At 36.7% G+C, this 19,562-nt stretch carries 19 protein-coding genes; 6 read left to right on the forward strand and 13 right to left on the reverse strand.

What is annotated here, in order from left to right; all coding sequences use genetic code 11:
* The first annotated feature begins 161 nt into the window (after positions 1 to 161).
* Positions 162 to 959 carry a 23S rRNA (guanosine(2251)-2'-O)-methyltransferase RlmB gene (gene rlmB / locus AC23ME_RS15045; RefSeq protein WP_487728597.1) on the forward strand — a complete coding sequence of 266 codons (798 nt, stop codon included), beginning with the start codon at positions 162 to 164 and terminating at the stop codon, positions 957 to 959.
* Positions 960 to 970: 11 nt separating this feature from the next.
* Complete coding sequence (locus AC23ME_RS15050) at positions 971 to 1,969, forward strand: hypothetical protein (RefSeq protein ID WP_487728598.1); 999 nt, start codon at positions 971 to 973, stop codon at positions 1,967 to 1,969.
* Here the strand turns inward: AC23ME_RS15050 and AC23ME_RS15055 are convergent, their stop codons facing one another.
* Positions 1,970 to 3,061: a mannose-1-phosphate guanylyltransferase gene (locus AC23ME_RS15055; protein WP_487728599.1), complete on the reverse strand. Its 1,092-nt coding sequence runs from the start codon at positions 3,059 to 3,061 to the stop codon at positions 1,970 to 1,972. It lies immediately after the preceding gene.
* 411 nt (positions 3,062 to 3,472) lie between these two features.
* Between AC23ME_RS15055 and recQ the strand changes: the two genes are divergently transcribed.
* Complete coding sequence (gene recQ, locus AC23ME_RS15060; RefSeq protein WP_487728632.1) at positions 3,473 to 5,662, forward strand: DNA helicase RecQ; 2,190 nt, start codon at positions 3,473 to 3,475, stop codon at positions 5,660 to 5,662.
* 27 nt (positions 5,663 to 5,689) lie between these two features.
* Positions 5,690 to 6,412 carry a YqjF family protein gene (locus AC23ME_RS15065; RefSeq protein ID WP_487728600.1) on the forward strand — a complete coding sequence of 241 codons (723 nt, stop codon included), beginning with the start codon at positions 5,690 to 5,692 and terminating at the stop codon, positions 6,410 to 6,412.
* Here the strand turns inward: AC23ME_RS15065 and AC23ME_RS15070 are convergent.
* Complete coding sequence (locus AC23ME_RS15070) at positions 6,409 to 8,304, reverse strand: OmpA family protein (RefSeq protein ID WP_487728601.1); 1,896 nt, start codon at positions 8,302 to 8,304, stop codon at positions 6,409 to 6,411. The two genes, AC23ME_RS15065 and AC23ME_RS15070, sit on opposite strands and share 4 nt — an antisense overlap.
* An 80-nt stretch (positions 8,305 to 8,384) precedes the next feature.
* Complete coding sequence (locus tag AC23ME_RS15075) at positions 8,385 to 9,008, reverse strand: 7-carboxy-7-deazaguanine synthase QueE (RefSeq protein ID WP_487728602.1); 624 nt, start codon at positions 9,006 to 9,008, stop codon at positions 8,385 to 8,387.
* A gap of 81 nt (positions 9,009 to 9,089) precedes the next feature.
* Here AC23ME_RS15075 and AC23ME_RS15080 point away from each other — a divergent pair, with 81 nt between their 5' ends.
* The gene (locus tag AC23ME_RS15080; protein ID WP_487728603.1) at positions 9,090 to 9,419 is read left to right on the forward strand and encodes a Rieske (2Fe-2S) protein; all 330 of its coding nucleotides are present in this window, start codon (positions 9,090 to 9,092) and stop codon (positions 9,417 to 9,419) included.
* Here AC23ME_RS15080 and AC23ME_RS15085 read toward each other — a convergent pair.
* The 4 genes from AC23ME_RS15085 to lepA all read right to left on the reverse strand — a co-directional run bounded on the left by AC23ME_RS15085 (position 9,412) and on the right by lepA (position 13,043).
* Entirely contained in the window at positions 9,412 to 9,831 is a 420-nt protein-coding gene (locus AC23ME_RS15085) for a PIN domain-containing protein (protein ID WP_487728604.1), read from the reverse strand. The two genes, AC23ME_RS15080 and AC23ME_RS15085, sit on opposite strands and share 8 nt — an antisense overlap.
* On the reverse strand, positions 9,832 to 10,098 hold the full coding sequence (locus AC23ME_RS15090) for a DUF6364 family protein (protein WP_487728605.1): 267 nt from the start codon (positions 10,096 to 10,098) through the stop codon (positions 9,832 to 9,834).
* Positions 10,099 to 10,290: 192 nt separating this feature from the next.
* Positions 10,291 to 11,169: a bifunctional 5,10-methylenetetrahydrofolate dehydrogenase/5,10-methenyltetrahydrofolate cyclohydrolase gene (locus tag AC23ME_RS15095; RefSeq protein ID WP_487728606.1), complete on the reverse strand. Its 879-nt coding sequence runs from the start codon at positions 11,167 to 11,169 to the stop codon at positions 10,291 to 10,293.
* A gap of 86 nt (positions 11,170 to 11,255) precedes the next feature.
* On the reverse strand, positions 11,256 to 13,043 hold the full coding sequence (gene lepA / locus AC23ME_RS15100; protein ID WP_487728607.1) for a translation elongation factor 4: 1,788 nt from the start codon (positions 13,041 to 13,043) through the stop codon (positions 11,256 to 11,258).
* Positions 13,044 to 13,163: 120 nt separating this feature from the next.
* On the opposite strand from lepA, the gene AC23ME_RS15105 reads away from it, so the two are divergent.
* Entirely contained in the window at positions 13,164 to 13,934 is a 771-nt protein-coding gene (locus AC23ME_RS15105; RefSeq protein WP_487728608.1) for a hypothetical protein, read from the forward strand.
* A gap of 316 nt (positions 13,935 to 14,250) precedes the next feature.
* Here the strand turns inward: AC23ME_RS15105 and AC23ME_RS15110 are convergent, their stop codons facing one another.
* From AC23ME_RS15110 to AC23ME_RS15135, 6 genes are all read right to left on the reverse strand, one after another.
* Positions 14,251 to 14,667 (reverse strand): hypothetical protein, encoded by a 417-nt coding sequence (locus AC23ME_RS15110; protein ID WP_487728609.1) that lies wholly within the window; start codon positions 14,665 to 14,667, stop codon positions 14,251 to 14,253.
* 185 nt (positions 14,668 to 14,852) lie between these two features.
* Positions 14,853 to 15,620, reverse strand: a complete 768-nt coding sequence (locus tag AC23ME_RS15115; RefSeq protein WP_487728610.1) for a copper homeostasis protein CutC — start codon at positions 15,618 to 15,620, stop codon at positions 14,853 to 14,855.
* A gap of 11 nt (positions 15,621 to 15,631) precedes the next feature.
* The gene (locus AC23ME_RS15120; protein WP_487728611.1) at positions 15,632 to 16,513 is read right to left on the reverse strand and encodes a YegJ family protein; all 882 of its coding nucleotides are present in this window, start codon (positions 16,511 to 16,513) and stop codon (positions 15,632 to 15,634) included.
* A gap of 29 nt (positions 16,514 to 16,542) precedes the next feature.
* Positions 16,543 to 17,559 carry a glycosylasparaginase gene (locus AC23ME_RS15125; RefSeq protein ID WP_487728612.1) on the reverse strand — a complete coding sequence of 339 codons (1,017 nt, stop codon included), beginning with the start codon at positions 17,557 to 17,559 and terminating at the stop codon, positions 16,543 to 16,545.
* A 6-nt stretch (positions 17,560 to 17,565) separates the two neighbouring features.
* Positions 17,566 to 18,366 carry a nitrilase family protein gene (locus tag AC23ME_RS15130; RefSeq protein ID WP_487728613.1) on the reverse strand — a complete coding sequence of 267 codons (801 nt, stop codon included), beginning with the start codon at positions 18,364 to 18,366 and terminating at the stop codon, positions 17,566 to 17,568.
* 19 nt (positions 18,367 to 18,385) lie between these two features.
* Positions 18,386 to 19,531, reverse strand: a complete 1,146-nt coding sequence (locus tag AC23ME_RS15135) for a methionine aminotransferase (protein ID WP_487728614.1) — start codon at positions 19,529 to 19,531, stop codon at positions 18,386 to 18,388.
* Positions 19,532 to 19,562 lie beyond the last annotated feature (31 nt).

Raw genomic sequence — 19,562 nt, forward strand, 5'->3', positions numbered from 1 at the left:
TGTGGATAAGGGGATAGAGATTGTTCAATGGCTAGGTTGTTAAAGTTCAATTGCCGATTAGTGATAATTGTTTACTCTAACGTTCATTACTCACTTTCTCATTTAGTCATTTTATCATTCGTTCGTTCCTTCCTCATTCAATCATTTTCTTATTTTTGTGCATGGACAATTTTAGAAGGCCGCAAGGTAATGATCGTAATAGAGAACGAGGTAGAGAGCGTGTAAAAGAAAATAATGAATTTGTGTTTGGTATTAGAGCTGTAATTGAAGCAATTAAAGCTGCCAGAGATATTGAAACTATTTATTTGCAAAGAGGTTTATCTGGAGATCTTTTTCTAGAATTAAAAGCCTTATTATCGGGATCATTAATTCCATTAAGTGTTGTTCCTATTGAGAAATTGAATAGAATGACCCAAAAAAATCACCAAGGTGTGATTGCGGTTATTTCTCCAATTACTTATCAAAACATTGAAGATATTGTTCCTGCTATTTATGAAAAAGGGGAGACACCTTTAATATTAGTTTTAGACAGTGTAACTGATGTACGTAACATGGGGGCAATTGCTCGTACAGCTGCATGTGTTGGTGTACATGCCATTGTGGTGCCTTTAAAAAATGCAGCGCAAGTAAACGCCGATGCTATCAAAACGTCAGCTGGTGCTTTGTTTTCTATTCCTGTTTGTAGACATGCGAATTTGCATAAAACTTGTTTGTTTCTACAGGAAAGTGGCTTGCAGATTGTTGCATGTACAGAAAAAACTGACGACCTAATTTATAAACCAGACTATACTTTGCCAACAGCTATTGTAATGGGGTCTGAAGACGAAGGTATCTCAAATGAGTTGCTGAGGGTTGCGGATCACTTGGCAAAAATACCAATGGCAGGTAAAATAGAGTCGTTAAATGTTTCTGTAGCTGCTGGGGTTATTTTGTACGAGGCAATTAGGCAGCGATCTTAATGTAATCGCCGATGAAATTAACGTTCCTTAACATACTAATACTGATTGCTGTAAGTTCACTTTGTTCATGTGCAACAATTTTTAACACCAAGCACACCAATATTACATTGGTTGGAGATAAGGCAACTCGGTTCGTCGTAGCTACAGACAGTTCTGTAAATAATATTCATGAGTTTTTGGTAGAAAGAAATAAAAAGCCATTGGTTGTTAGTGTTTTAAGGAATGATACACTTTTAAAAACAACTACGATAAATTCAAATATTTCAAAAACATTTTATCTGAATTTTTTGGTAGCATATGGCTTAATTGGAGGTTTTATCGATTATAATAAACCTAAAATGTTTTCTTATCCTGCATATCAATTTTTTGACAATGAGAAACTGAAATTCGTTTACGCAAGACCTGACAATATTGAACTTCCCGAAAAGAATAAGTTCTTATTAAAAATTGCTCCACTAAACATGGTTACAAACTTCACAAATCCTTCTATGATGGTGGGAGCAGAGGTTAAAAACAATTCATCTTTTAGTACCAATTTTTATATAGGGTACGGTTTTGATGGTTTGCTTCCAAATGTTGATGACTATCAAAATTTTCGTTTTTCAATTGAACAAAGAAAATACTTAAGGAATATTGTTTTTAACGGTACATACGTAGGTGTCGAAATAGATTATTTTAAAACAAAATATACTAAAGAGCTGAGTTACTCTTTAGATAATGATGTAGAGAAGGATTATTATGAAAGACAGTACGAAAACGATATTTTTCTTTTTAATAAAAGAGTAGTTAATTATTCTGCCAAGTTTGGTTATCAATTTAAAAAAGGCAAGATGTACTTCGACTTAATATCTGGTTTAGGAATAAGAAACAAAAAAACGATATTAAATAATGATCCTAATTTGAGGGTGCGTTTTATGAGGTCGCGTCACCCAAACATTTACGATTACAGTAATGAAGTCGGTAATATCTCTGGAGTTAATTTTACTATGGGTGTAAGAATTGGTTTTTAATTAAATAAACTTCCCTCCAAATTTAGCTTTTACATCGGCTACAATGTGTTTTACGAGCTGTTCTTCTGCTCTAGGACAGATCAGTAAAGTATTGTTAGATTCTACAACAATATAGTCGTGTAAGCCTTGAAGGATTACCAATTTCTCTTCCGGTACGTTTACCATGCAGTTTGAAGAATCGAACATCATCACTTGTTCTGAAGGAATTACTGCATTGCCCACATAATCTTTTTCTGCCATTTCGTAAATGGAAGCCCAGGTACCTAAATCAGACCAGCCAAAATCCGAAGGTAAAACATACACATTGTCGGCTTTTTCCATGATGCCAAAATCGATAGAAATATTAGTGCACAGCTGGTATGCGCTTGATATGAACGTCTTTTCGTTCGTAGTGTTGAAAGCAGAACGTCCACCAGCAAAAATATCGTATATATCTGGTAAATGTTTTTGTAAAGCTTTATTGATTGCGCTTGCCGACCAAATGAAAATACCAGCATTCCAAAGGAAATCACCACTTTGTAGAAATGATTTGGCTAGGTCTAAATTAGGTTTTTCTGTAAACGTTTTAACTTTGTGTATCTCTTCGTGTGCGCCTAATATTTCGTCATTATATTGAATGTAGCCGTAGCCTGTATCGGGTCTATTAGGTTTTATGCCCAAAGTGATTAGACAATCGCAATTGGTGGCAGCAGCCATCGCTTGGTCTATTGCAGCAATAAAAGCTTTTTGATTGCCAATAGTATGATCTGATGGCGCAACTACAATTACGGCATCTGTATTTAGTTCTGCAATTTTTGCTGCTCCGTAAGCTATGCAGGGAGCGGTATTACGCATTAAAGGTTCTGCCAAAATTTGATTTTCCACCAAATTGGGAAGCTGTTCCTTGATCAAATCTACATAGCTCTCATTGGTAACGATGAAAATGTTTTCGGGAAGACAAATTTGTAAGAAGCGTTCGTAAGTACTTTGGATAAGCGTTTTGCCAACGCCAAAAAAATCGATAAACTGCTTAGGGAATTCTGTTCTGCTTACTGGCCAAAAGCGACTTCCAACGCCGCCAGCCATAATTAATGCGTATCTGTTTTTGTCCATGCGTAAAGCAAATATATACTTTTATATCATACCTTATGTAAAAGGTTTTTTGTCGGTATAGACTTATTTATGTTCGCTAACAGTAACAAAGCAGTTCGAAAACAGTTTTACAAGTTTTATTAATTATTGGAGTAAGAGGCTAAACGATTAACAATTAAGATAGTGTAGATCTATCGAATTAAACAAAAAAGGGATAGCTGAGTACAGCGTAGTAGTAAGTACAAAAAAAATGTGATTGCTTACATCAATTGGGATAAAAGCTATGGATTGTAGGTTAACGGTTGTAGAGCTTACAAAATCTATTCTCTATTTTTTACTTTTCTAAGAGAATTTATTAGTAAATTGATGCTTTAATTACTGTAAAATTATGTTATTTTGAAGAATAATAGCACACAATATTTAGTACAGGAAATGGATGTAAAGAAATCTTTATTTGATAACCTTCAAACGTTTTTCGGTTTCGATAATTTTAAAGGTGATCAAGAATCGATTATTACCAACATATTAGAGGGGAAGAACACTTTCGTAATTATGCCAACGGGTGGCGGAAAGTCTATCTGTTATCAGTTGCCAGCTTTAATGAGCGAAGGAACAGCAATTGTAATTTCTCCTTTAATAGCGCTGATGAAGAACCAAGTTGACCAGATTAGGGCTTTTGGAGGAAGTGATAGCGTAGCTCATTTCTTGAATTCTTCTTTAAATAAATCGGAAATTACGCAGGTAAAAACTGATTTGTTAAGCGGCCAGACTAAATTATTGTATGTTGCACCAGAGTCGTTAGCGAAGGCAGAAAACATCGAGTTTTTGCGTTTGCTTAAAATATCATTCGTAGCAGTAGATGAAGCCCACTGTATTTCTGAGTGGGGACATGATTTTAGACCTGAATATCGTAAAATAAGACAAGTGATTGCAGGCTTGGGAGAACATATTCCAATTATCGCGTTAACGGCAACTGCTACTCCAAAGGTTCAACAAGATATTGTTAAAAATTTAGGCATGACAGATGCGACTTTGTTCAAATCGTCATTTAACAGACCTAACCTTTTCTACGAAATCCGCCCTAAAAAGAACATTAATAAGGAAATTATCAGATATGTGAAGTATAATCCAGGTAAATCTGGAATTATTTACTGTTTGAGCCGTAAAAAGGTAGAAGAAGTTGCCGAAACTTTAAATATAAATGGCATTAAGGCATTGCCTTATCATGCTGGTTTAGAGCCAAAAGTTAGAGCCGAAACTCAGGATAAATTCCTCATGGAAGATGTGGAAGTAATTGTGGCAACTATTGCTTTTGGTATGGGGATTGATAAGCCAGATGTTCGTTTCGTAATTCATCATGATATTCCGAAAAGTATGGAAGGATACTATCAGGAAACTGGTAGAGCTGGTCGTGATGGTGGCGAAGGTGTTTGTGTAGCTTTCTATTCTCAAAAGGATGTAGAAAAGTTAGCTAAATTTATGAAAGATAAACCTGTTTCTGAGCGTGAAATAGGTACCCAAATCTTAAAAGAAGTTATCGATTATGCCGAGTCGTCGGTTTGTAGAAGAAAGCAGATTTTACACTATTTTGGTGAAAATTTCAACGAAACTGGTTGTAATTGCATGTGCGATAATTGTAAAAAGCCTAAACAACAATTCGATGCAGAAGCACAATTGCTTACTTTATTGAAATTGGTTGAAAGCAGTGGTGAGAAATTTGACGATACCCATTTAATTAACGTTTTTATGGGTTACGAAACGGCACAAACTATTGCTTACGAACAAAGTAAATTACCAGAATTCGGTTCTGGCAAAGCTGATGGCGAAATACTCTGGAAATCTCTTTTAAGACAATCGATATTAAATAATTTCTTAGCTAAAGACATAGATAACTATGGTTTACTGAAGTTAACCAAGATTGGCAGAGATTTTATTGAAAATCCTTATAGCTTAAAGTTTATTATCAATGAAGTACTGGAGGATGCAAGTGATGAAGATGAAGATGAAGTAAAACAAGCTACCGGTGCTTTAGATACGCAATTGCTACAACTGCTGAAAGATTTAAGGAAGAAAATTGCGAAGCAGAAAAATGTGCCGCCATTTGTAGTTTTCCAAGATCCATCGTTAGAAGAAATGTGCACACATTATCCGATTACTAATGATGAATTGAAACAGATCTCAGGTGTAGGAAATGGTAAGGCATTAAAATTTGGAGGTCCATTCATAGAGCTGATTAAAAAGTATGTTGAAGATAATGATATCGACAGACCAGTTGATATGGTGATTAAAACTCAAGCTAATAAATCTGCCCTAAAAGTGTCAATTATCCAAAATATTGATAGACAGATAGGTTTAGAAGATATTGCTCGTTCTAAAGGTATCACTTATACAGACGTACTAAAAGAAGTTGAGGCAATTGTAAACTCGGGTACCAAGTTAAATTTGACTTACTACATCGATGAAATGATTGATGAAGATAGACAAGATGAGGTTTTTGATTATTTTCAGGCTGCAGATACAGATTCTATAGATGCTGCCATTAAAGATCTTGGCGAAACAGATTACACGAGGGAAGAGATTCAATTGATGCGTATCAAATTTATGAGCGAATTGGGGAATTAGGCCTGTCGATGGTGTATAAATCTATCTATGATTAGAAATCCTGTCTTCCTATCCGCCGAGTGGCGAAAACTTGCGCTGGCCAATTACGAAGTTGATAAAGAAGTGCTGCTAAAATATTTGCCACCGTTCACCGAATTAGATGATTGGCAAGGTAAATATTATGTGAGTTTAGTAGGATTTATGTTCATGGATACTAAACTTCGCGGTTTTGGCATTCCTTTTCATATCAATTTCGAAGAAGTTAATTTACGTTTCTATGTAAAGTATAACGAAGCTGGCACTTGGAAAAGAGGCGTAGTTTTCGTTAAGGAAATTGTACCCAAACCCGCTATTACCTTCGTGGCTAATACTGTTTACAAAGAAAACTATCAAACTTTACCCATGAAACATAAATGGGAAATAAAAGATGATAGTTTGTTGGTAGAATACCTTTGGAAAACTAGAAATTGGAATAAATTTTCTGTGACTACTAATTCCGAGCCAGAGGTAATGGCGATTGGTAGCAAAGAAGAATTTATTACTGAACATTTTTGGGGTTATACTAAATTAGCGCCGAATTTGACATCAGAATACGAAGTGCAACATCCCCGCTGGGAAGTTTATCCTGTTAGGGAATACGATATAGCTGTAGATTTTGGAGCAAATTATGGTAAAGATTTTGCTTTTCTGAATAACGAAAAACCTGTTTCGGTGATGCTAGCAGAAGGCTCACCAATTAGGGTTTTAAAAGGTAAGAAGATTAGAGGTTAATTTATCTTCACTACCAAAAACTCGGTTCTTCTATTTCTCTGCCTTCCCTCTTCCGTTGTGTTTTCAAATGCAGGTTGAGCTTCGCCATAACCTTTATAGTTGAGCTGTTTTTTATCAACGCCGTTGCTAACTAGGTAATCGTAAACTGCTTTTGCTCTGTTTTCAGAAAGTTTTTGGTTAGATTTTATTTCTCCAACATTGTCCGTATGGCCTTGAATTTCAATTACCATATTGGTGTTATTCTTCAAAAGATCTGAAAGGATGTTTAGTTCTACTAAAGATGACGGGAGAAGATCAAACTTGTTGGTGTCGAAAAAGATGTTGTTAAGCAAAACCTTACTGCCTACTTTAATTTTATCTAGTAGAATTTCCAACTCGAAGGGCTTATTCGCATCAGCAGGTTTAATATCAAAATGTTTCGAATAAAGTAGGTATCCATCAGAAAAAGCACTAAAAGAATAGCTTTCGTTTGCAGGCATCACAGCCATAAAATCACCAGTTACCTTATCCGTTATTTCGTTGTAAGCCGCTGCGTTGTTTTTAAGATTAATCACCAAAACAGAAGCTTCTAAGGTTTCCTTAGTCTCGCTATCTCTTACAACTCCTTTTACATAGGTTACAGGATCAGGTTTAAGATTTTCTGGAAGTTTAAAACGATAGATATCTACATCACCAAAACCTCCATCTAAATTCGAAGAGAACAAACCTTCTTTTCCATCAGCACTAACGATAAAGCCAAATTCATCATTAAAGGTATTGATAGGGTAGCCCAAGTTTGTAGCTTTCGAAAACGTCCCGTCAGCCTGTAGCTTGCTGTAAAAGATGTCTTTTTGTCCCAATCCAGGCCAGCCATCAGAAGAAAAATACAGTGTTTTCCCATCAGGATGGATAAATGGGGTAGCCTCGTCATAGGGGGTGTTCACATTCGGACCTAAATTAGTTGGGGTCGTCCAATAGCCTTCATCGTTCATTACAGATTTCCAGATATCGTAACCACCAAAACCACCAGGTCTGTTGCTCAAAAAGTAGAGTATACTTCCATCTGCACTAATCGAAGGCTGCGATTCCCACTCACCTGTGTTTATAGATTGACCTAAATTAATCGGCTTGCTCCAATCATTCCCTTCTCGTCTGCATACGTAAATATCACATCTACCCAATCCGTCTGGTCTGTTGCAGCCCGTAAAAAATAAATACCTGCCATCGGGCGATATTGATTGTGCACCTTCGTTAAAATTCACGGTATTGATATTGTCACTCAACGACTTTGCTTGTTGCCATTCTCCATTCTTTTTTACTGAAGTGTAGAAATCTTCATTCCCTTTTACATTTCTAGTAAAAATGATGGTCTGTCCATCGGCAGTTAAAGCAGGGAAATAGTCGCGGTATTCGCTGTTCACATAAAATCCCATATTAAATGGCTCGTAGGGAACTGGTTTTTTTATCGCATTTATAGAAAAATTACAATCTAGTATATACTTTTTAGCTTTGTCTGTAAACTTAACATCTACGTTAGTGGCTTTGCTTAAGAAATTCTCAAAATTCTGCTTCGCTTGTGCATAATCGCCGGTTTGTAATTCCGTTTCTGCTAAAATGAAGTACGTGTTTGGGTTTTCTACAGGAGCGGAATTTACGGCAAGTCTGTAGTTTTCTTTCGCTTTTTGGGTGTTCCTGAGCCTTTTGTAGATGTCGCCGAGTTGTAAATATGCTGTTTGAAATTTAGGATCAGCTTTAATTGCTTCATTTAGGTGCTTTATCGCTTCATCAAAAACGTTTTGCCTTACGTACTGCTGAGCATCTTCAAAGCTATTTTGCGCTTTTTTAATCGTAGATTGACCAAACACAACTGCATTGTATAGAAAGAGTAATATTAAAACAATGTATCTGCACATAAGTTAAAAGTGAATTGTCCGAAAGCCGGAAAACTGCTAAGCAAGTTACGAACAATTAACCAATTAAGCGATTAACCAAATTACGGTATATTCAGATATTTGTGCGTTTGCAATGAAATTTCCCATTTTGGATTAGCCATTACATAGTCGATAATTAATGGCGTTATTTCTTTCGATTTAGACCATTCTGGCTGCAGGTAAAGTTTACAGTTTGGACCAACCATTTCTGCATATTTCTCCGCCCATTCAAAATCACTCTTGTTAAAAACAATAACCTTTAGCTCGTTAGCAAAAGGAGTGATATCTGGACGAGGTGCTTTGAATTTCTTTGGAGAAAGACAAATCCAATCCCAAGAACCAGAAAGGGGATAAGCGCCAGAAGTTTCAATGAAAGTTAAAATACCGCGGTCTTGGAGTTGTTTTGTGAGATAATCTAAGTTGTAAATCAAAGGTTCTCCGCCGGTAACTACCACAGCCTTACCAGGAAAAGTATCTGCTTTTGTAGCAATATCGTCACTTAAAGTAAGTGGGTGTAATTCTGCATCCCAACTCTCTTTTACATCGCACCAATGGCAGCCTACGTCACAACCTCCTAAACGAATGAAATAAGCAGCCTTACCTGTATTATATCCTTCGCCTTGAATGGTGTAAAATTCTTCCATTAAAGGAAGTAGCGTGCCGTCTTCGGGAATGTGATGTGCCATAGAAATTTAAGGTCGCAAAGTTAATTAATTATGGCAGAATATAGTAATCTCTGTATCTTGCCTTATTAATATGACAGCAATATGAAGTGGATAAAACTAGATGTAGAATTGCCTGAAGATGATTTTGTTAGGATGATTAAGGTAGATGGCAAGAAATTATGTCTAGTTAAACATCAAAATAAACTTCATGCTTTGCAAAATAGTTGCCCGCATGCAGGTGGTATTTTAAGTGGTGGTTGGTGTAAAAATGGAAATATTGTTTGTCCACTTCATCGTTACGAGTACAACTTAGAAACCGGAAAAGGCTTAGCTGGTCAAAATGATTATGTGGATATTTATCCGATAGAAGAGCGGGAAGACGGTTTTTATGTAGGTTTGCCAGAAGGATTTTGGAAGCGATTGTTTAGTTAAGCAAATGCTTATCGAAGAAACTTTTGCAAGACAGTACTTCAATTTCAGAAAAGTAAAAGTCTTCAATATCTTCAGTTACAATGCAACTGCACCTCACAGATTTTGCAGCATAATATTCTAAACCATCTTCAAAATCATTGATTTTCTTGTTTGAAATAGTTTCTAAAACGCCATTGCCAGTATTATCTGCAACTTTAATATGTTCACATAAAATGGATATCTTTTGTTTAGCAGTAGCTTTGTTTTTCTTTTCTGCGAAATAGAAAGCAATGGCCAAACACATAGGAGAGGTGTAAACTTCAAATTTTGGGTTGCTAGCTAAACTTAATATCCTTGATGAGTAATTAAACAAAGGAAATTCTTTATTTAGGACAGAAACCAAGACATTGGCATCTAAGAAAATCCTGGTCATTTACTTAGATTTTTTAGAACTGAAGAACTCGTCTTTTAAATCTTTTCTGGATGATTTTGGCGTACGCTTGTATTCTACTTCGCCCTCGGCTACCATGCTAACCCAATCACTAATTGGAAAATCTTCTAGTGATTTATATTGTTTAGAGGTTACCTGCGTAAGTAAATATTCGATTAAACGAGATAAGCTAATGTTGTTTGCAGCAGCGTATTTCTTCGCTTTTTCTACAACATCTTGGTTAAAACTTAAAGTTAGTTTGGTATCCATATTTACCTCCGTTTCTAAATTACAAAACAAAGATAAATATTATACGTATGAATAAAAATAGTTATACGTATTTTATTCTTGAAACGAATAAGGAATTTTTTATTCTAACCACCTAAGAAACCTTAGCTCACCTAAGTATGCAATCAATAGAAATTAAAATGTCCTAAGGAGTCTTAGGTGGTTAAAAGAATATTAATATATCTCTTTTCTAGCCGATGCTAAAGTGTTCTTCAACAAACCAACAATAGTCATTAAACCTACACCACCGGGAACAGGAGTGATGAACGAAGACTTAGGTGCTACATTTTCGAAATCTACATCACCATACAACTTAAAACCAGATTTAGTCTCAGTAGAAGTTTCTCTGTTGATACCCACATCAATTACAATAGCTCCAGCTTTAACCATATCAGCAGTAATAAAGTTCTTTTTACCGATAGCTGCGATGATAATATCAGCCTGTAAAACCTGCTCTTTTAAATCTTTGGTTCTGCTATGCGTTAAAGTAACTGTACAGTTTCCAGGGTTAGCGTTACGAGCCATTAAAACACTCATCGGACTACCCACAATATTACTTCTGCCAACCACAACGCAATGCATTCCAGTAGTATCAATATTGTAAGCTTGTAACATCAGCAAAATACCATAAGGCGTTGCAGGAATATAGCAAGGTAAATTACGCATCATTCTACCCAAGTTAATAGGGTGGAAGCCATCTACATCTTTCATCGGGTCAATAGCTTCGGTAACCTTCTCAGGGTCTATGTGCCTAGGTAAAGGCAATTGAACAATCAGACCGTCAACATCCGCATCAGCGTTAATTTCTCTAACCTTTTCTAAAAGCTCAGCTTCGGTTACAGAATTATCATAACGGTATAAAGAAGATTTAAAGCCAACCTTCTCGCAGTTCTTCATCTTACTAGCAACATAGGTTTCGCTACCACCATCGTTACCAACTAAAATGGCAACCAAATGAGGTTTTCTACCTGTTTCTGCTAAAAATTGAGCTGCTTCTTCGGCTATTTCTACTTTAACTTTTTCTGATACGTATTTTCCGTCTAATAATTGCATGTAATATTGAGTATAGCGTATTGAGTATTGAGACATAACGGCTTATTGCAAATCGCAATACGCTTATCGCAATACGCAATACTAAGTTAATCTAATTTTAAAACAGCCATAAACGCCGTCTGTGGAATTTCTACGTTACCCACCTGACGCATACGTTTTTTACCTTTTTTCTGTTTCTCTAATAATTTACGCTTACGAGAAATATCACCACCATAACACTTGGCAGTTACATCTTTACGTAAAGCACTTAAAGTTTCTCTAGCAATAACTTTAGCTCCGATAGAAGCCTGTATTTTAATCTCGAATTGTTGGCGAGGGATTAGTTCTCTCAATTTCTCGCAAATCTTCTTACCGAAATCGTAAGCATTGCTACGGTGAATTAAAGAAGATAAAGCATCTACAGGTTCTTCGTTTAAAAGCATATCTAAACGTACCAAATCAGATTTTTTATAGCCAGTTTGGTGATAATCGAAAGATGCATAGCCTTTAGAAATGGTCTTTAATTTATCATAGAAATCAAATACAATTTCGCCCATTGGCATTTCAAAAACTAATTCAACTCTATCAGAAGTTAAATAAGATTGGTTAACAATGATACCTCGTTTTTGGATACAAAGCGACATTACAGGTCCAACAAACTCAGCTTTGGTAATGATATTTGCCTTGATAAAAGGTTCTTCAACTCTATCTAATTTACTTGGGTCTGGTAAATCTGACGGGTTATTTACAATAATCTCATCGTCTTTGGTGGTGTACGCTTTGTAAGATACGTTGGGAACTGTAGTAATTACCGTCATATCGAACTCACGCTCTAAACGCTCTTGGATAATCTCCATGTGTAGCATTCCTAAGAAACCACAACGGAAACCAAAACCTAAAGCTGCAGAACTTTCTGGCTCAAAAACAATAGAAGCATCGTTCAACTGTAATTTGTGCATTGCCTCTCTCAATTCTTCGTACTCATCGGTATCTACCGGATAAATACCGGCAAATACCATCGGTTTTACCTCTTCAAAGCCTTGAATAGCCTCTAAAGCAGGTCTGCCAACGGTAGTAATCGTATCACCAACTTTTACTTCTCTGGCTTCTTTAATACCCGAAATAATGTAACCTACATCACCAGTTTTAACTGATGGTCTTGGCGACATATCTAGTTTCAGAATACCAACTTCATCAGCTAAATATTCTTTACCAGTATTGATAAACTTAACTTTATCACCTTTTTTAATTTCGCCATTTACAACCTTGTAATAAGCAATAATTCCTCTGAAAGAGTTAAAAACACTATCAAAAATTAAAGCTTGTAAAGGTGCATCAGGCTCGCCAACTGGTGCAGGTACACGGTCAACAATTGCTTGTAAAATATCAGGAATACCCATACCCGTTTTACCAGATGCAGGGATAATATCTTCACGTTTACAGCCAATTAAATCAATAATTTGGTCTTTTACTTCCTCTGGCATTGCACCAGGTAAATCCATTTTATTTAAAATTGGAATAATCTCCAAATCGTGCTCTAAAGCCAAATAAAGGTTAGAAATGGTTTGTGCCTGTATCCCTTGCGATGCATCTACAATTAGCAAAGCACCTTCGCAAGCAGCAATAGAACGCGAAACTTCGTAAGAAAAATCTACGTGTCCAGGGGTATCAATTAGGTTAAAAACAAATTCTTGGTCACCTAATTTATAATTCATTTGTATCGCATGACTTTTAATGGTAATGCCACGCTCACGCTCCAAATCCATGTTGTCCAGCAATTGCGCCTGCGCTTCACGCTGCGAAATAGTGTTGGTATATTCTAATAAACGGTCAGCCAAAGTGCTCTTACCGTGGTCAATATGTGCAATTATGCAAAAATTACGTATATTCTTCATCTTTGTGCAAAGATATGTTTTTTAAGCGAAAAAAATTGACTGAAAATCGCTGTCATATTTCTTTGTTTTTACCCATAAAATATATCTTTGAAGCTATCTACTTATCGAAATTTTTAAGGTATGTTTTTCATTTTCTTCATCATTTTTTTCGTCAGTAAGGCAAATAATTACGTAGAGAAAGACACATCAATAACTACGCTATCCGAAGTAAAAAACGCCAAAGCCTTACCAAATTATTTACCCTTTGTTTTTCATGTGGTTATAGCATTGCTTGTAGTTACAACACTGTTTTCCTACGAATTACTTAGTGAGGAAAGGGTAGATATATTAATTGCCGACATTTCGTTTCAGTTTTATGCTACATTGTTGTTAGTAATTATCGGTCTAATAAGCCCGTTCACGAAACTACGACCAGAGACTGCCGAGAAATTGCAAAGTTTATCAAGCACCACCGATAATCCTGCTTTAAAATGGTTTACCGAAGGCAATAATTTACGTTTGGTAAAGATTGTTGCTTGTATTGCGGTCGTTTTTTACTTTGTGTACAACAAATATATCGTACTACCTAATCTAAATGATAGTCTGTCTTCTGGTTTGGCTATTTTCCTGATTTTCTTTTACCTGTTCAATAATTTAGTACAGCTTTTTCGTAACCCATGGCAGTTTAGGAAAAGCAATATGCTCAGACTTACCGTGCTATTCAATTCCATTAAAACCACATTTTTCGTGATGCTTGGTACGGTAGTCCTCATTTTTCTACCATCAGCAATAATGGGTTTAAAATTCGTAGACGATTTTAATCCACTGGTTATTGCATTGCTAGGTTACAATATCATTATGTCGCATAATGAGTACAAAGTTTTGAAACTTTTGCATAAGCCGATTAATTAGAAAAGCAGTTTTCTGTGGCTCTTTTGGTACGAAAGTCCGGCTTTTCATTTTTATCTTTTTTGGATGCTGTTTCCTTTATTTAGAACATAGTGAGAAATCTAACAACTATGCTTCTATTAAACAGATTTCTCCTCGTTCCTCGTCGAAATGACGCATCAAAAAAGTATAACCACTTCAATCCGGTTTATTGCACAAAAGCCTGTGCTGCTATTTAAAGTTCATAAACCAAGTAGCTTAACGGGTGGTTAAAACCAATAAATGATGCTATATTTTCCCCCAGTTAAAACCGGGGGTTATGAATGCCTTGTAAAACTTTTTACTGCTTACCAACCACTTTCATCCTCGAAAACGGATAGCCATTGCAACCCTTTCTCGGATTTTTCCTATCGGCAGCAGCGGTTTGTTCTGCTTCTGTATCAGTTAATGCTTTGTAAGATGTTAGACAGAAACCCCAATTCCAAGGTGCCATTCCCTCGAAAGCCATGAAATCTATACGGGTGTATTTATTTTCATCTGCTTTATGACCAGAGCCATTTTTAGCAATCAGATATTGTTCCTTTTCGTTCCATTTAATAATATGGTATTTGATATTTGGATGTTGTATCCAAAGCGTATCGTTGATAGAATATTTAATGCCGTAATCGTCAGTAAAATTGCCTTTTGTAAAACTCGGCGCCTTAGTTTGCGACCAAGCTGCGATTGGAAATAATAGGAATATTAAAAGTAATCTCATGTTGTTTAGGTTTTGGAAAGTATAAATATGGCTGCTAAATATTTTAAAATCTTATAATCCTTCAAACTGATGCTGACCTGTGGCGAAGCGGAAAGCTACGTAGTAAAATAAATTCAGCATGACGGAGTTCTTAGTTTGCTAATCAAAGTGAAATATCAGTATACCTTCTACAATCAAAAACTATTTCATAGCCCTTTCAACAGTTTTGATAACTCCTTTACCTTCATCACATCTGTTTCTTCATAGCTAAATTCATCAGCGTTATCACTACCCATTTTACTAGCTTCGTTTCTAAATTGCATTTTACTTACTACAATCGATTTAGCTGTAGTATGGAAACTTTTGGCCCCTATAATTCGAGCAATCTCAGTAATATTTCCAGCATTAACCCCAGCACCAGGCATTATTTCAATTCTGCCGTTGGCTTGCACAACCAACTTTGCCAATTCCCTTGCACCAATAAAAGCATTCTCTTTTCCGCCAGAAGTTAAAACCCTCACAAAGCCTAGTTTAATAACGCTTTCCAAGGATGCACTTAAATTATTACTCATATCAAATGCTCGATGAAATGCAACTGGCATAGGAGAGGCGGTAGCAATAATTTTAGCACAGCGCTCTTCGTCAATGCTGCCATCTGTATTTAGTAGACCTGTAACCACACCACTGCAACCAATTTGCTTACAGAAAGATATATCTTCTAAAATGCTTTCAAATTCTGCATCGTTGTACAAAAAATCCCCACCTCTTGGACGAATTAAAGGCCAAACCTCTAGCTTCAGATTTTCTACGCACCATTTGATTTGACCGTAGCTTGGTGTGGTACCGCCTTCAGCTAAATTAGTGCAAAGCTCTATACGCTGTGCACCACCTTTTTCTGCGGCAATAGCAGAAGCTACAGAGTTCGCACAAATTTCTAGTGTAAACGGTTTCGAATTATCTTCTGCCATTGCCATTTGAAATTTATTTATTCTGCATCATCAACCAGACCAACAACTCTCCAACCATCAGCGGTTTTGGAAGTGCCTAATCGTTGTACAGATTTTCCACCATCTGGGAACCAGCAAACTTCAGTGATTATCCAATAATTTTCATTCACTTTCTCTCTGTTAGTGAAGGCACGTTTTAAATCGCTAAAATTTGGCCATTCGCCTTCTGAAGTATGTTTAACAAAACTCAGTTCTAAAACTTCTGCTGTTTGTTTAACGATATCCTCATCAATAATGGCGCTATCCATACCACTCAGCATCAGCTTTGCTTCAGTATAAAAATCCTTGCAAGCAACAGCCTTGTCTATATTTTGCTCGTCGAAAGCATTTTCTAAAGACAAGATTGCGCCTTCAGGTGTATCAAAATCAGCTTTAAAATAGTCAATTCCTTCATCGATATGCATTCCTACACTTTGGTCAAACTCATGTTTTTTGTCATCAGGAATACCATCTCTAATAACTCTCAGTGTGTAGCCACCAACTAATCTACCACCTTCAATAATCATCCAATCGGAGATGAAATCTCTATCGATACCTATTTTTTGGTCTAGTTTTACGGTTTTAACATCAACAGGTTCATTTCCAACGGTGCCGAACAAGTTTCCATCTTCGTCAAAATGCGGTTCTGTTAACCAAATATGTTCCCCAGTTTCGCCATCCATAATACGGACCTTTACGGAGAAATACACTTGATAAGGTTTTGGATTTTTTAAGCTTTCTTCGAAGTACCATAACGTTAAATTGGCTTTTTCAATAGCCCAATTCATTCTTTCGTCTTCGTTTGCAATGTAGACCATGCTTGGCTCGCCTTCGCGGTCTACAACTTTTTTCTTCCCGAAAATTTTAGATAATAATCCCATTTGTTTTTCTTTTTTAGGTAGGTTAGGTGTTAATAATGACTTTTTCCTTTAACAATTAAATCTTGTTTTGTTTTATCGCAAACTGCAAATGTAAAACCTTGCTGAATGGCATAGGCGCCGTATTCGCCGTTTTTATTGAGTGCTAAAAAGCCAACTTGTAAATCTTTAGTGCTATCTTTTTTCTTTTTAATGATACGCATTACAGCTTCTTTGCAAGCTTCTTCTGGCGAATATCCTTGGCGCATCAGTTCTACTACCAAAAACGACCCCACATTACGTACCACTTCTTCACCAACACCAGTCGCAGTAGCACCGCCAACCTCGTTATCGATATATAAACCAGCTCCAATAATTGGGCTATCGCCGATACGACCATGCATTTTGTAAGCCATACCGCTAGTTGTGCAGGCTCCCGCTAAATTGCCGTGGGCATCTAAAGCTAACATGCCAATGGTGTCATGATTATACTGATTGCCTGGTAATTTTTCTGGTGCAGCTTTTTCGTATAACGTATTCTCAATATTACTTACTGGAGCATATTTTGCAGTTTTTAGCCATTTTTCCCAATCTTTTTTGCTGTTTTCTGTGAGTAGGTTTTCTTCCTTAAAGCCTTGCTCAATGGCAAATTGAAGCGCACCATCGCCTGCAAGCATTACGTGTGGTGTTTTTTCCATTACCAAACGAGCTACAGCAATAGGATGTTTAATTTGCTCTAATGCAAGCACAGCACCACAGTTTCCCAAATGGTCCATTATGCAAGCATCAAGTGTAACTATACCATCTCTATCTGGTAAGCCGCCATAACCAACGGTCTGGTTTTTAATATCAGCCTCTGGCACTTTAACACCGTTTTCTACAGCATCCAAAGCTTTGCCGTTGGCGTTGAGAACTTTCCAGGCATCAGCGTTTGCTGCAACGCCAAAATCCCATGTAGAGATAACGATTGGTTTGTTTATACTGCTGTTTTTAGTAGTGCAAGCTTTGCTAAATGCTACAGCCGCCGCAGAGAGCGCAGTGGTTTGGATAAATTTCCTCCGATTATACATAACGAGTTAGTTGATGTCAAAATCGTCAGAATCTTTTAAAAATGGAAATTGTCGTCTAACTTTTTCTAACTCAGGGTAATTAATACTGAAAGTGTAAAGGTCTTCGTCCTCAGGTTTGTAATAAATTGTATTGCCCAAAGGATCAATACACATCGAATGACCACTATGATAAATCTGGTTTCCATCGTGCCCAACACGGTTTACTCCAATTACGTAGCTTTGGTTTTCAATTGCTCTTGCGTGTATTAAAGTTCTCCAGTGCGAAGAACGTTTATCTGGCCAACTAGCAACAAGTAGCAGAATATCATAAGCTGCGTTTTTATTGCGCAACCACACAGGGAAACGTAAATCATAGCAAATTGCTAATCTAATTTTCCAGCCTTTTAATTCTACTATTACAGGTTCTGTACCAGGAGAAAAGTGCTTGTCTTCATCACCTAAACCAAAAAGATGGTGCTTATCATAATGTTGGCAATCTCCATCGGGTTTTACCCAAACCATGCGGTTGTAATATTTGCCCTGCTCTTTGATAATTAAACTTCCGGTAACTACGCAATCATAATCTTTTGCGGTTTTTTTAATCCACTGCATGGTTTTACCATCCATTTCTTCCGCCAAATCTTCGGCTCTCATCGTAAAGCCAGTGTTAAACATTTCTGGTAATACAATTAAATCGGTTTTTTCTCGAACTCCGCCCGATAATCGTAAGCCAATATTTTGCAAGTTTTTTTCTATGTTTTCCCAGAAAAGGTAGGCCTGAAAAACGGTAACTTTTAGGTTTGGGATGTTGAGGTATTGTGGTTCCATGAGCGAGTGATATATCTATCTATAATTTTGTTAATTTTTCTACCGCTTTTTCCAATGTGTTATCCTCTTTCGCAAAACAGAAACGTAACACTTTGTGGTCTACGTTTTTGGTATAAAATGCCGAAACAGGAATGGTAGCTACGCCAAATTCAGTAACTAGTTTCTCTGCAAAGTCGGTATCTTTTTCAGTACTGATGTTTTGGTAGCTTACACATTGGAAATAAGATCCCTTACAAGGCAAGAGTTCGAATTTGGTTTCGCTAAGTAGTTGTTGGAAAAAATCTCTTTTCTGCTGAAAAAAGACAGGTATTTCATGATAGATGTTGCTCGATTTTAAATAATTGGTGATGCCTACTTGCATAGGGGTATTAACGCTGAAAACATTAAATTGGTGTACTTTCCTAAATTCTGTCATCAATTTAGCTGGTGCTAAACAGTAACCGACTTTCCATCCGGTGGTGTGTAAAAGTTTTCCAAAAGAGGCTACAATAAAGCTTCTTTCGGCTAATTCTGGATATAAAGCTACACTTTGATGTTGCTCGCCATCGAAAATAATATGCTCGTAAACTTCATCACTCAAAATAATGATATCGGTTTCTTTAGTGAGTTTAATCAGCGCATCAATATCTTCTTTTCGCAAAATGCTTCCCGTTGGATTATGCGGCGAATTGATGATGATCATTTTGGTGTTGGCGCTGAAAAGCTTTTTCACCATTTCCCAATCGATCTTGTAATCTGGTGCTTGCAGTTCGAAAGGTTTTACCAATCCACCTAGTAATTTAATGGTTGGGCCGTAACAATCGTACGCTGGTTCGAAAATAATAACCTCATCGCCAGCAGTTATAAAAGTATTAATTGCAGTAAATATAGCTTGTGTGCCGCCAGCAGTTATTGTAATTTCTGTTTCGGGATGATATTTTGCCTTGTAAAAACGTTCCATCTTTTCTGCAATTTCTTCTCTCAACGGAAGGTAACCAGCCATAGGCGCATACTGGTTAAACCCGTCTTTCATGGCTTGGTTGATGGCAGCAGTTAGTTTTTCATCTGTGCCGTAGTCTGGGAAACCCTGTGATAAGTTGATAGCTTGGTGGTCTGCGGCAAGTTTAGACATCACCGAGAAAATGGTGGTGCCTACAGTAGGTAGTTTAGAATTAAAATTTATCATCTGATACGAAAATAGTAATAATCTGAATGAT

This window comes from Pedobacter sp. T50_32 (assembly GCF_057652195.1).